Source organism: Thermoprotei archaeon, from assembly GCA_038881895.1.
In the GTDB taxonomy this organism is placed as follows: Archaea; Thermoproteota; Thermoprotei; order Gearchaeales; family WAQG01; genus JAVZOV01.
Genome location: JAVZOV010000001.1, coordinates 1 through 12,572 on the forward strand (window position 1 = coordinate 1; position 12,572 = coordinate 12,572).

Genomic DNA, 12,572 nt, shown 5'->3' on the forward strand with positions numbered 1-12,572 from the left:
CAGAGCAGATAGGTTTAAATATGGTTTGCTCATACGTTTTAGTGTCCCCTCTGCTCTGGAAGCATGACTTCCTATGGGGATGGGTGGGCTGGGGGTTGACCTTCAGATGTGGGGATGTCGGGTTTACCCCGAAAGCCCTCGATGAGCTAATCGAGAGGAAAGAGTTAAGTAGGAATAAAAGCAACAATTCACTATGCATTCCTACTTAACCCAGAACCCACACCACCACCCATAATTAAAAGACTGTTTGCCGGATTAACGATTGCATCGCAGGATTCTTCGGTAATATCACCTGAGACAATCTCTAAAACAATATTATGATTAAGAATTTTTGTATACATTTGAACTCATTAATTATATTATGCAAAATAATTATAAAGTTTATTTCATACAAACTGTGAATATGCTCTTCAATTTAAAACAGAGAGATAAACTGTTCTTAAAAATGATACCACATTTTTGATATTCCTTCTGTACTTAAGGATAAGGATGCCATACTTAATTCCAATGTATTTAAGATCGTCAAAGTAATGTGCTTAATTTTTTAATAATCTCACCATTGTATTCGTGAATTCTGCCGACAAAATCTTCTATATTTGGATCGATAGGTATTTCGATTAGACTAACATTATATCTTTCTGAAAGTTTTTTTGCGTATGTGCTATCGCCGAATGGTCTAATTATAGTGTTCTCATAGTTTATATAAGCCATGTTCACTACTAGGTATTTTGGTGTAACCTTTATGTCATTTAAGAATTGCAATAATTGTTCTACAGTTTTAATTGATACTTTTGATGGTGTTGTTACTATCATTGGATTATACTTAGTCACTCTATTCAATATTAGAATCTCATCGCTCAATCCTGGTGGCATATCAAATACCACATGCTCAGCATTTCTGAGGTCAGAATATGATATTAATGATTCCATCACATCTCCCCTATTACTTCCTGGTAGTATCACATACCTGTCTTTGACTATCCCATTCAGAGTTATGATTCCAAGACCTTGTATGTAAAATGGTGCTATACCATCCCTCGTTATATTATGAAGTTTATTCTCTATTCCAAATAATTTTGCTGAGGACATACCGTGTATGTCCAAATCTATTAATACTGTTTTCTCCCTCTTTGAATGAAGGACTGCAAATAGTGCAGAAATTAAACTTTTTCCTACACCGCCTTTTGCACTCATTACTGCAGTAACCTTCTTAGTTTTGAGCTTTTCTCGCGCCAAGATCGTTAGTGGATTCAACTTTTCTCCACCTCTATCTTATCTATTGTAATACTTTGGGATGAAACTTCTATATCATGAGATCCACAATAAGGACAAACCAAAAATGCCGGAACTAACGCTGGCATTAAATGTAATGGATATTCTTCCCCGAAATTTAATTTTATTTTTTCAATTTGATCACCAACGTCATTAACACTAAACGTACTATCACAGTTTTCACATTTAAACACAGGTTCCTTGATGTTTATTTCCAACAGTGTACCACTAAAAGAATATTCTCCTTTCATCATATCAAATGCCTCTCTTAACACATCCACATCAAGCATTGAGAAAGAAGGTACAGAAATCACCACCTTCTTAATCTCTATCACCCTATTTTTTGAACTCCATTGTACTAAGGTTCTAATAACCGATTCAGCAACAGACCACTCGTGCACGATAAGCACCACCACATTACATTTGAAAAACAAAGAAATAAACATTATGATTAAAGAACGAGAGAAATATTACATGTTTTTATACAGTTGAAGAGGTTATAAAATACTTAGCACAGATCACTTCAAGGTGTTAGAATTTTTAGCAACATTATCATACGGGCCTAGGAGCGCATCAAGATTAGAAAAACCGACAGATAGTTACTAAAGATTTTGAATTTGTATGCATAAAAGCATCAAAAATAGGATAATCAGTAGATTTAGTGCTTTAAATATGAAGATAAATTTATTTAGTGTTTTCGTATATAGTTAGAGGGAGAGGTAATGGTAGAATATGTTTGTGAGCGTTGTGGAAGAGTTTTAACGGAGGATGATCTCAAGGCAGTGTCTAGTGAGACTACAATGTATTATATGTGTCGATATTGTAATGGCAGAGTTCTCTACAAACCTAGAAGGCCAGTGGCGAAGGTTGTTAAAGCTATTTAATTTAGAATTGTCTAACTTGAATTCTTCATGCTCATCGTTAAGGTTAAATTAATTTCGATGGTGGTATGCGATGAGAGTCATATTTTTTACTGGTAAAGGTGGTGTTGGTAAATCTGTTATATCTAGTGCTACAGCATTAAGGTCTTCTGAATTAGGACATGAAACTTTGCTGGTCTCTACTGATCCCGCGCATACGTTGTCTGATATATTTGGTTTTAAAATCAATTCTCAAGAGACACAAGTGAAAGAACATTTAGATGCTATTCAAATAGACCCTGTCTATGAGGCTAGTAAACATTATTCCGCTCTGTTTGAATTTATTAGTGAGGTTCTAAAGGCACGCGGGGTTGATGAAATAATAGCCTATGAGATAGCAAATTTTCCAGGAGCTACTGGTGCTGCTGCATTATTAAAGCTTGTGAACTATGTTGAAGAAGGTAGGTATGATACAATAATACTAGATATGGTCCCATCCGGTGATGCATTAAGGTTGCTCTATCTGCCATATTTAATTGGTAAATTAAGTAGAAGATTCATGGGAATTGTTGCACCAATTGCAGATATTAGCAGAACTGTGGCATCTGTAGCGGGTGTTCCTGTTCCATCTAAAGATGTGATAAAAACCCAAATAAAACTTCTTAATTTACTTGAAGAGGTACATAATATTCTAGTGGATCATAGTCAAGTGAGTTTGAGATTGATCGTTAACCCTGATTTATTTAGCATAGAAAATGCAAAAAGAACATTTGTACAAGCATCAATATATGATATCAATACAGATTTAGTTATAATCAATAAAGTATTACCGAATACGATCAAAGACGAGTATCTAAAGAACTGGCTTGAGCTTCAGAATAATTATATAAGAAAATGTGAAGTAGACTTTCATCCTCTTCCATTAAGAAAAATATCGTTTTTAAAAGGTGAAGTCAGAGGTTTTAATGATTTACAGATGTTAAGCAGAGAACTCTATGGTGATAGCGATCCCACGACAATATACTTTAAGGGTGAAGGAATAAAGGTATTGAACAAAGAAAATGGTGTCGAGATAATATTACCTGCGCCCCTAGTTAAGAAAGAAGATCTAGAAATAGAAAGATTTGGTGATGAGTTAATAATTCATGTCGAGACCTTCATGGGCAGATCAACAATATTACTACCATTACCCTCAATTGCGTACAAGTATTCTCTGAAATCTGCAAAACTTATTAATAGCAAAATACATATATATTTCGAGGCTGATTAGCATGGAAGAAGAAAGGAAACCGCAATTTCCCTTTATTATCCTACCACTACCAATACCAGATTTGTATGAATTAATAATAAAATACTGGCCCAAGGGATCCGAAGAATCTCTCAAACATCTTATAAACGCAAACATCGAATTTCTGAAAGCAATAGAATCCATACTTAATAATAGCATTAAAAAACTAGAAACAATGAAAACAGAAATCGAGAAGAAAGAAGAAAAAAGGGAACGAACAAAAGTAGAATAAAAAAAGTATTTTTAGATAATTCTTATTGTAGTTAAACTCCATTCAAATAGAGACTCATCTCTTAGATATTAGATTTTTCACTATTGTAGTTACTAGACTTGAGAAACCAGCAACTAGTGAAGGTATGAAAATAAATATCATTATCAAAATTATTGAGGGTATATCAGCAACCTGACTTATCAATGATAACAATTTCTGGTTTTGATCTAACAAAACAACATACAATGTGCTTATTGTCCATGATATCAAAGTTCCGGCAAAACCTATAATAAACGATTTAAGTTTTTGAGAGAGAAATAGACCACTGATTATTCCAGCTACTATTACAAATCTCCAATTATTAGTTATTAATGGTAATGCATAGCTCAAGATCATGACAAATATTAAAAGAATAACACTTTTATATTTCATTTGCATCATCCCCAAGGAAAATAGATGCAGAGCTTTTTGGTAAAAGAGTTATGGTTTCTTCTATTATTTCTGATGGTATTTGTTCAGGATTATTCTCTAAGAGCAATCTATTATATTTATATGTAAGCCACTCATCAACGAAATCACTGTAATGATTGTTTACTGGGTTTTCGCTCTGTCCACCAGGATAAACTCCATACGCTACTGGTCCTGTTTTATTCATAACAACAATCATCCTCCAACTTGGACCATGTTTTACTGGACCGTAAAATATGTTAGAGAATGGTGCAGCCATCAAAGTGAAAGGATCACCATCCTCAGGTAAAGGACCGATACTAAGCGGTTTTAATTGCGAGATATGTTCAAGGTATAATGTATGATACCTACCCCAAGTCCAATTTTCACCTAACTTTGACCTTAATTCTTCAACAGCGTTAATTAAAGCTTGAGAAGCTTTTTTATAGAAATTACCATCAAACCATTGTGAATTAGGTTCATTGAGTGCAAGGTAAAGTACTGTACCTGGATATGGATATTGATTAACTCTAATTCCAATTTCTCTATATTTAGTAATAAACGTTATATTATAAAATGAAGATAACCAGAACCACCAAACTGATGGAGCTTCTAAATCTTTTAACATAGAGTAATTCCAATTCTTGAGCAGGTATACGGCTTTTTGCACATCAGGATTACTGGATGGATATTTCTCCATCGATTTCAGGATAAGAGGAACAAGCATTTGAGCATACCAATCATGAACACTACTCTGAGCTTTCATCATATCATTTAATGTCAATAAACCTGGTTTACCTAATATCATATTTATAGTTTGAGCTCTAGCACCAGGATCCCACCAACCACCAAGTATAAAGTACGGATAATACCTGCCTATACTCATTTGATTTGGTGCGGCTAAGTATCCTTGCTGCGGATTAATACTATGTGGCAGATCTTCAAACGGTATATAACCTGCCCACTCATAATTACCAGTACCGTTCAAGACACTTCTAGATCCAACAACCTTTACTGTATCTCCATTTGGTAGTTTAACTATTCTGAATGGGAACTTACCTGGTTCAATTACAGCAATAGTTCCATATGCATCAGCATACATAAAATTTTGCGAGGGAACATCCCATAATTGTAGCGCATTAAAGAATTGTGTTACATTTTGAGCTTTCATTACATTAATTATTGCTATAGCCTCGTATGTTGCTTTCATGCCTATCCATTCAGCTGATATTGTGAGACCTTTCTTAGTAAGAACTGGTCCATGTATAGTCTCGTTTACTGGTAATATGATCGTATGTGCATCTTTTACATTAATCACCTCTTTTATAACTTTAAAAGTGCGCCACGATCCATTATACCAGTATTCATTAGGATTTGATGGATTTGTTTTCTCTACATAAAAATCTAATACACTTATTTGAGTGTTAGTCAGCCCCCAAGCAATTTTATTATTAAAACCTATTATAATAGCAGGTATACCTACTAAGGTAACACCGTATGCACTAATATCTGGTGAATGAAGATCAGCTTCATACCATAATGATGGCAATTGGAGTTGTAAGTGTGGATCATCCGCAAGCATTGCAAGATTGTTTTCTGATTTTGATGGCGCTATAGCCCAATCGTTACTACCCATAGAATAAGCTAACATGTTATACAAATTATTTTCATACGATTGAACACCTTGTGATTGATTAGTGTATGGATCACCTGCGAGTGCAAGAATCGATTCAATAGCTTCAGTTAGTTTATCTTTGAATGCTGTATCATTAAAGTTGAGACCTGTAGCCCATTGGGAATACCAGTTAAGATTTAAAAGATAGTCAGGCGGCACGTTAATTTTCTTACCATTTATTGTCCCATTGCCCGGAACTACAGTAATATTTTCTTCATAGTATGGATATATTGGATAAAGTTTTAAGGTTTCTTTTGCCCCAATTTTTGTAGCTATTAATGAATATTTCAATGGTTCAAAATAATTTGTTAAGGACCATGCCATGAGCTTTGCAAAAGCAATCGAATCCGTTGGCGTCCATGGATCAGGCTCGTAGTTGAGCAATCTAAACATAAGCGGTAATTTTCCTGATTCTTTGGCTAATTGCATATATACATTAACACCATCAGCGTAAGCCTGATACAATTTATAATAACTTGGATATTCATTTCTAATATAGGACGCAGTTATATTTGCTGCTCTCCACAATCCTATAATTCTCATAAATATATCATTATTAATAGCATTCTTACCCACAATCTCTGCTAAACGTCCTTCTGCGGCTCTCCGCTGAATATCCATCTGCCACAATCGATCTCTTGCATGCATAAAACCTATGGCATAAAAAAGATCATAATCATCATTCGCATATATATGAGGAACCCCTCTCTTATCTATGATAATCTCGACATTACTATGAAGACCTTGAAGTACAAATTTATTCCCGCTCACAGGTGAAGTTGAACTCCAAACACCGTTAGAAATGCTCAACAAGCTCATGATTAAATTGATAGGTTCCAAAAATACTAAAAAAACAATTATTAATACCACGAAAATAGCAACAACAAGGTTCGTGAGTTTCCTGTAATTCATGAATAAAATAAATGAGTACAACGCATATAAGTTTTAAGGTGTCAGACACAAGTTTATAAATATTTTATAGTATAATTTAATGATAAACATGTCAAAAGTCATTGAGATTACTAAATTATTATCAGGCCTTTTAAAGATTGATACTACAAATCCTCCTGGTAATGAAACAGAAGCAGCAAAATATCTATCAGAATGGTTAGCTGAAAGAGGTATTAGATCAGAGATTATAGAATGTGATAAGAATAGAGGTAATCTTATAGCAAGAATACATGGAACAAAAGAGGGGCCTTCGTTATTATTACTTTCACATTTAGATGTCGTTCCTGCCGATCCATCACGATGGAGGGTTCATCCATTCTCTGGCGCAATTAAAGATGAATATGTTTGGGGACGAGGCGCATTAGACATGAAAAGTATGGTTGCGCTCGAAACTTATATTTTTGCAGAGTTAGCATCTATGAATAAACAACCAAAAGGTGACATAATATTTGCTGCAACCGCCGGTGAAGAACGGGGAGGGATTGGTGTTCAATGGCTTTTAAGCAATGCCAAAAATAAGATACTAGCGGACTATGTTATTAATGAAGGTGGAGGTGATGGAATCCAAACGAAAAATGGATGGCTTTTCAGCATACAAGTGGCTGAGAAAGGTGTTTTCTGGCATAGGATAAGGACCAAGGGAACACCGGCACACGGATCAATACCAACGCTGGGAATAAATGCGATAGAAAAAATGAACATCATACTCTCTAGATTATTATCGTTCAAACCAAGAATAGAGCTCACAGAACAATCCAAAAAATATATTGAAACATTACTAAAAATGGAGGAATTATTAGAGGACAATCTCACCGAAAACAATTTGGATTTATTGCTCAATAAATTGGCAGAAAAAGATAAAGGATTATCAGAATATCTAAGAGCGATGACAAGGATCACAATGACACCTACAATAATAAAGGGAGGAGTAAAAGAAAATGTGATACCACATGAATGTGAATTAATTATAGATTGTAGAGCAACACCAGGACATACAAGCGATAGCATTAGAAAAATCATACAAGATTTATATAGCGAACTTGAATATGATTTTGAGTTTATCCATGTATCAGAACCCACGTGGTCACCCATCAATACATCATTATTTAAGATACTTAAAAATTCAATTAAAAAATATGTAGCAGACGCTCAGGTTGCTCCGCTCATGGTCACAGGCGGAACAGATTCTAGATACTTTAGGACACTTGGAATTCCAGCTTATGGTTTCCAACCATTAATGATTGAAGGGTCATACTCAGAATGGGCAAAATTAATCCATGGTGACAATGAAAGAATTTCAATAAGAAACTTAGAGTTTGGATATAAAGTACTTAGCGATGCAATAAAAACATTCATGTATTAATATTCTTAATACCTTCAAGCATATAAACTCGATAGATAATTGTTGCGAATGTTCACCATTTAAATAGAGAAAAATATTAAAATCTAATCAATTGAGAAAATATTAGTATAATTAAAACAAGTGAATATTGTATACCGGTCTTTCTTCCTAGTTTCTTTATTTCTGACCCTGATTTTAACTTTTCACCAGGTTTAAAAAATCTGATAGTTGGTTCTATTAAACTCAAAATCAATATTGGTTGGAATGCTGAAAGAAAAATTAATACCAGTAATAAAGGAAACCACACATTTCTTACATAATTGGCGCTAATTGTTTTATAGGGAAGTTTATATTCAATATAAAGTGACTCTGTAAAAGAGTACGATACCCATATTGCAAATATAACAATATTAGTAAATTTTATCACACCCATTATCTCAACCCAAGGAAGATATAAGGAAGCTGATCCTGTTAAGGCTAACACATTTGACCATTCACGGACCTTCAAATAAGCCATAATGACAGATGCAATATAAAAAGCACCTGGTATGAAAAGAAATACGTTAAATAAGAAAATATAGGGTATCATATTAAGTAATATAAGAAACCAGTCTATTATATTAAGTTCATTATTCAGAACTTTACTGCGCAATTTATCAATAGTGATAGTGTGCAAAATCGATAAGAGAAATATAATTAGTGAATAGATCATTTTTGATGAAGAAATTAAAGCTAGCATGTAAGTCATTATAATTAGTAAGAGTACACCAGTAGACTTCACAACGTTCATATATCGTATAACATAATGTATTTTAAAATATTTAGCCCTTATACATAAGGGTCAAACATTTATGTGATAGTATGATTTATGATATGTGAGAACTGGGCTTATTCTAATGGTTTTAGGAGTTTTACTTTTACTACTTGGAGGTATTCCTGCAGTATTACGTTTCATATTTATACAAACTCTTAAAATGGACGTACAAATGTACACAAACATCTTAAATACACCATTATTCTATGGTCATTGGTTTCTAATGGTTTATGGATTCTTTATGTTATTAATAGGTAACGAGATACTCATAGCATTAAGTAGAGAATGGTCAGGAAAAATTGCCAGTAATGAATATATATTATTCTTTGGCATAATGGTAGTATTAGCAACACTACTTTACGATTTTTTAAGATTAGATATCATACCGTTTATTCTTGAGGTCATGGGACTTCTTATCCTTCTTAAATACTCAGCGATATACCTTACACCATCCAAAATTGGTCTTCGACCTATATTGTATAATTATTTGATAGTATCAACATTAATAATAACGATTTTTGTAATAATTTTCCAAATGTTTTATCGTATGCCACAGTTAGCAATAATATTTCCCACTGCAATGATTTTTGCTGTGATGTCGAGAGATATAGGATTAGTACTAGGAGGAAGTGTTGTTAATCAAAAAGAAATGAGCATTTCTTATATTTTTCTGGTAGTAGGAATTCTGCTTCATCCTTTCTATTTCTATCTAACCTCATTCTTCTTAATCTCAGCTTGGATCATTTCAGTTCATGCTACTAAGATTTACACATCACGAGGAATACGATATTCAAAAATTCATTTAGCCACCGCATGGATCTGGCTTTTAACTTCAGCAATTCTATCATGGAGCTATGATGCGTACATTCACACAATCACAATAGGATTTCTGTTCAACACAATATTCGGAGTTGACGTTGTTCTCATAGACCTACTTCTAGGAATATTAGATAGACGTCTTGTCATTAAACGTTCATATATACCATACTTATTAGTTAATGTGGGCACTATTATGAGAGTAGTATATGATTTAAACATAATGTCTCCACTACTATTGCTCGCGACTCCATTACAGGGCATTGGAATTTTATCATTTTACCTTCTAATGTTCTCACAAATATTTTTACAAAGGAGATGAAGGAAATGGTAAAAGAGAGAGCTCTAAAAGTAAGAGGACCTGTAGAAATTAAACTTAATATAGAAAGGCGAGACTGCCATATTACACAAGCTGTGGGAAGTCAAATAAATTCTATTGAAAAAATAATACCCGGAAAAGAAAACACAAACCATCTGATCAAGATTGAACTTACACGCTCTATACGATATAAACTAATGGAAAGTCCTGCAAAAATAATTAACCTAGGTAATAACTACGTGTGGGTAAAAACTCCAAGTTGTTCATCATGTAAATTTTTTAGTCAAAGTGATGTGCTAATTTTAGACGCAATACCAATCAACGAGTATGCGATAACATATAGAATTGTAGTACCATCATTTACAGTCTTAAAAAGTATGTTAAAATCCTTAAACGATCTAAATTTAAAACCGAAGGTTTTAAATAAAAAAGAGGTTACAATCAGTGACGAGACCAATAGATTAACTCCTAGACAACTTCAAGCACTAATTTTAGCTTATAAAAGAGGCTATTTCGATGTGGACAGGCAGATCACCCTAACTGAGATTTCAAAACTCATGAATATATCACCATCATCAGCGCAAGAAATACTACGTAGAGCACTAAAAAAAGTAGTTGAAAAATACTTATCCAAACTAAATAAGAGCACCTAGAATTACTTGAACCTATTAATAAAGAATTCATCAACTTCTTTAAAGTAATAAAACCTTTTATTTATTCAAAATCCTTGTAAAGGCTGTAATATTTTTGTAACCTGTTATTTACTTATCTTTTCTTTAAACGTGAAACTCATATTATATCACTCAACTGATAATGATTCATATGCTAATGCATCGAAATCAGGTCACTTCGTAACCAGTTCATAATAAAGAGGCTTTGGCTCATGATCATTAAACAAAATAATAGTGGAACCGCTCGATAATTCATTGAATTTGTTGAAAATGATTTCATGTCTCTTATAAGGCGCTATTCCGAGAACATCAATCATCACAAAATCTCTCTCAACCATTATGCTATCATAATAGTATGCTATCATAATAGTCTAACTCTTTTCACAAACATCATTATGAACATTCTCACCAACCTCCTTCTCAACGGGTCTTATAATGTGATTATGATTTCCCTCTGGCACTCTTTAACCAAACATCATCTTTACAGTATATGTGATCTAAAAGGACTCAAAACAAACTTGCTGATAAGAGTTTCATCATTAAACATTCTGAAAACTAACTCCTTGAGTTTAGGATGTTCATTCACAACATGCTGAAACCAGTCTTTTCAGCAATTTAATTCTTCCTTTCAGAGCTAAAGTTTTAGTTTCTCTTACCAAATTCCTGTAGATCCGAATTGATGAGGAGAATTAGAGTCTTTCTATCATCATAGAGAATGCCCCTCCTCCTCCGTGGCATATGCCTGCTAATCCGCGTTTAAGACCTTTTTGTTTGAGTGCGTAGATAAGTGTTGTTAATATTCGTGCACCACTAGCTCCTATTGGATGTCCTAGTGCTATTGCACCGCCATGAATGTTAATTTTTTCTAGTGGGATGTTTAGGTCTTTAGAGACTATTAGTGGTACAATTGCGAACGCTTCGTTAACTTCAACTAGATCTACGTCATTCGCTGTCATGTTGAGTTTTTTAAGCAGTTTTTGAATCGCTGGTACGGGAGCTTCTATGAAATTCACAAGATCTATAGCAGCAGAAGCATAACCTAATATCTTAGCTAATGGTTTTAATCCCATTGATTTAGCTTTTTCCATGCTAGTTACGATGACTGCTGATGCACCATCGGAAATTTGTGATGCATTACCTGCAGTGGTTATCCCGTCTGATGAGAAAAACGGTTTTAGTTTTGATAGCTTTTCTACAGAAGTATCATATCTAATACCTTCATCTCTGTCCAGCATAATTTTTTCTCCATCCTTGGTTATATCGATGGGCACCATTTCTTCTTTGAAATAGCCTTTAAGTGTTGCTTCACCAGCTTTTTTGTGACTTTCGTATGCGAAAGTATCAGCTTCTTCTCGTGTTATGCCCCGTTTTTTAGCTATTTGATCAGCAACTAAACCCATGGGATTGCCGTAATAATCCTCAAGTCCATCGTGAGTTAACGTATCTATCAGTGTGGGACCGCTTTTATACATAACTTTCCATCCCCATCTAACATTTGCTGGAACTAGAAATGGTGCATTACTCATGCTTTCTATTCCTCCGGCTACAATAACTTCTGCATCACCGGCTTTTATTGCTTGAGCAGCTAAAGCAACAGCTTTGAGTGATGATGCGCATACCTTATTTACTGTATAGCCTTCAGTATTTTCAGGTAGGCCTCCAAGGACACCTATAACTCTAGCTGGATTTTGACCAAGGCCAGCTCCCACAACATTTCCCATAATAATTTCATCAACCATTTTCGGATCAATGCCAGCTCTGTTAATTGCTTCTCTGACAACTATTACGCCAAGTTCCATTGCAGAAAGTTTAGCTAATGATTGACCGAATTTTCCGACAGGAGTTCTAACAGCACTCACAATAACAACATCATTGCTCATGTTAATACACAATATATTCCTCATAA

General features: G+C 34.2%; 14 protein-coding genes and 1 pseudogene. 7 read left to right on the forward strand and 8 right to left on the reverse strand.

Going from position 1 to position 12,572, the window contains the following annotated elements; translation table 11 throughout:
• Nucleotides 1-41 precede the first annotated feature (41 nt).
• On the forward strand, nucleotides 42-209 hold the full coding sequence (locus QW128_00005) for a hypothetical protein (protein MEM3831974.1): 168 nt from the start codon (nucleotides 42-44) through the stop codon (nucleotides 207-209).
• 9 nt (nucleotides 210-218) lie between these two features.
• On the opposite strand, the pseudogene QW128_00010 reads toward QW128_00005, so the two are convergent.
• The 3 genes and pseudogenes from QW128_00010 to QW128_00020 all read right to left on the reverse strand — a co-directional run bounded on the left by QW128_00010 (nucleotide 219) and on the right by QW128_00020 (nucleotide 1,673).
• Nucleotides 219-341: pseudogene (locus QW128_00010) on the reverse strand (macro domain-containing protein).
• Nucleotides 342-522: 181 nt separating this feature from the next.
• On the reverse strand, nucleotides 523-1,254 hold the full coding sequence (locus QW128_00015) for a P-loop NTPase (GenBank protein MEM3831975.1): 732 nt from the start codon (nucleotides 1,252-1,254) through the stop codon (nucleotides 523-525).
• Nucleotides 1,251-1,673 (reverse strand): hydrogenase maturation nickel metallochaperone HypA, encoded by a 423-nt coding sequence (locus tag QW128_00020; GenBank protein ID MEM3831976.1) that lies wholly within the window; start codon nucleotides 1,671-1,673, stop codon nucleotides 1,251-1,253. The genes QW128_00015 and QW128_00020 overlap by 4 nt, the downstream gene beginning before the upstream one ends.
• Before the next feature lie 321 nt (nucleotides 1,674-1,994).
• On the opposite strand from QW128_00020, the gene QW128_00025 reads away from it, so the two are divergent.
• The 3 genes from QW128_00025 to QW128_00035 all read left to right on the forward strand — a co-directional run bounded on the left by QW128_00025 (nucleotide 1,995) and on the right by QW128_00035 (nucleotide 3,652).
• A complete protein-coding gene (locus QW128_00025; GenBank protein MEM3831977.1) occupies nucleotides 1,995-2,156 on the forward strand; it encodes a hypothetical protein in 162 nt (53 codons plus the stop codon).
• Between the two features lie 70 nt (nucleotides 2,157-2,226).
• Complete coding sequence (locus QW128_00030) at nucleotides 2,227-3,402, forward strand: TRC40/GET3/ArsA family transport-energizing ATPase (protein ID MEM3831978.1); 1,176 nt, start codon at nucleotides 2,227-2,229, stop codon at nucleotides 3,400-3,402.
• A gap of 1 nt (nucleotide 3,403) precedes the next feature.
• A complete protein-coding gene (locus QW128_00035; protein ID MEM3831979.1) occupies nucleotides 3,404-3,652 on the forward strand; it encodes a hypothetical protein in 249 nt (82 codons plus the stop codon).
• A gap of 54 nt (nucleotides 3,653-3,706) precedes the next feature.
• Here QW128_00035 and QW128_00040 read toward each other — a convergent pair whose 3' ends face one another.
• The gene (locus tag QW128_00040) at nucleotides 3,707-4,027 is read right to left on the reverse strand and encodes a hypothetical protein (GenBank protein ID MEM3831980.1); all 321 of its coding nucleotides are present in this window, start codon (nucleotides 4,025-4,027) and stop codon (nucleotides 3,707-3,709) included.
• 25 nt (nucleotides 4,028-4,052) lie between these two features.
• On the reverse strand, nucleotides 4,053-6,665 hold the full coding sequence (locus QW128_00045) for a penicillin acylase family protein (GenBank protein ID MEM3831981.1): 2,613 nt from the start codon (nucleotides 6,663-6,665) through the stop codon (nucleotides 4,053-4,055).
• 88 nt (nucleotides 6,666-6,753) lie between these two features.
• Between QW128_00045 and QW128_00050 the strand changes: the two genes are divergently transcribed.
• Nucleotides 6,754-8,067, forward strand: coding sequence for a M20/M25/M40 family metallo-hydrolase (locus tag QW128_00050; protein ID MEM3831982.1), 1,314 nt, complete (start codon nucleotides 6,754-6,756; stop codon nucleotides 8,065-8,067).
• Between the two features lie 76 nt (nucleotides 8,068-8,143).
• Here the strand turns inward: QW128_00050 and QW128_00055 are convergent, their stop codons facing one another.
• A complete protein-coding gene (locus tag QW128_00055) occupies nucleotides 8,144-8,836 on the reverse strand; it encodes a hypothetical protein (GenBank protein ID MEM3831983.1) in 693 nt (230 codons plus the stop codon).
• A gap of 85 nt (nucleotides 8,837-8,921) precedes the next feature.
• On the opposite strand from QW128_00055, the gene QW128_00060 reads away from it, so the two are divergent.
• On the forward strand, nucleotides 8,922-9,998 hold the full coding sequence (locus tag QW128_00060; protein ID MEM3831984.1) for a nitric oxide response protein: 1,077 nt from the start codon (nucleotides 8,922-8,924) through the stop codon (nucleotides 9,996-9,998).
• Nucleotides 9,999-10,003: 5 nt separating this feature from the next.
• Nucleotides 10,004-10,648: a helix-turn-helix domain-containing protein gene (locus QW128_00065; protein ID MEM3831985.1), complete on the forward strand. Its 645-nt coding sequence runs from the start codon at nucleotides 10,004-10,006 to the stop codon at nucleotides 10,646-10,648.
• 191 nt (nucleotides 10,649-10,839) lie between these two features.
• Here the strand turns inward: QW128_00065 and QW128_00070 are convergent, their stop codons facing one another.
• Together QW128_00070 and QW128_00075 are read right to left on the reverse strand one after the other, a co-directional pair.
• Nucleotides 10,840-11,031, reverse strand: a complete 192-nt coding sequence (locus QW128_00070) for a DUF2249 domain-containing protein (protein MEM3831986.1) — start codon at nucleotides 11,029-11,031, stop codon at nucleotides 10,840-10,842.
• Nucleotides 11,032-11,355: 324 nt separating this feature from the next.
• Nucleotides 11,356-12,546 (reverse strand): thiolase family protein, encoded by a 1,191-nt coding sequence (locus QW128_00075; protein MEM3831987.1) that lies wholly within the window; start codon nucleotides 12,544-12,546, stop codon nucleotides 11,356-11,358.
• Between the last annotated feature and the right edge of the window lie 26 nt (nucleotides 12,547-12,572).

What these genes read in the sequence shown, in the direction of transcription:
- QW128_00025 (MEM3831977.1), top strand. Translation starts at nt 1,995, where the DNA reads ATGGTAGAATATGTTTGTGAGCGTTGTGGAAGAGTTTTAACGGAGGAT.
- QW128_00030 (MEM3831978.1), top strand. Translation starts at nt 2,227, where the DNA reads ATGAGAGTCATATTTTTTACTGGTAAAGGTGGTGTTGGTAAATCTGTT.
- QW128_00035 (MEM3831979.1), top strand. Translation starts at nt 3,404, where the DNA reads ATGGAAGAAGAAAGGAAACCGCAATTTCCCTTTATTATCCTACCACTA.
- QW128_00040 (MEM3831980.1), bottom strand. Translation starts at nt 4,027, where the DNA reads ATGATCTTGAGCTATGCATTACCATTAATAACTAATAATTGGAGATTT.
- QW128_00045 (MEM3831981.1), bottom strand. Translation starts at nt 6,665, where the DNA reads ATGAATTACAGGAAACTCACGAACCTTGTTGTTGCTATTTTCGTGGTA.
- QW128_00050 (MEM3831982.1), top strand. Translation starts at nt 6,754, where the DNA reads ATGTCAAAAGTCATTGAGATTACTAAATTATTATCAGGCCTTTTAAAG.
- QW128_00055 (MEM3831983.1), bottom strand. Translation starts at nt 8,836, where the DNA reads ATGAACGTTGTGAAGTCTACTGGTGTACTCTTACTAATTATAATGACT.
- QW128_00065 (MEM3831985.1), top strand. Translation starts at nt 10,004, where the DNA reads ATGGTAAAAGAGAGAGCTCTAAAAGTAAGAGGACCTGTAGAAATTAAA.
- QW128_00070 (MEM3831986.1), bottom strand. Translation starts at nt 11,031, where the DNA reads ATGATAGCATACTATTATGATAGCATAATGGTTGAGAGAGATTTTGTG.
- QW128_00075 (MEM3831987.1), bottom strand. Translation starts at nt 12,546, where the DNA reads ATGAGCAATGATGTTGTTATTGTGAGTGCTGTTAGAACTCCTGTCGGA.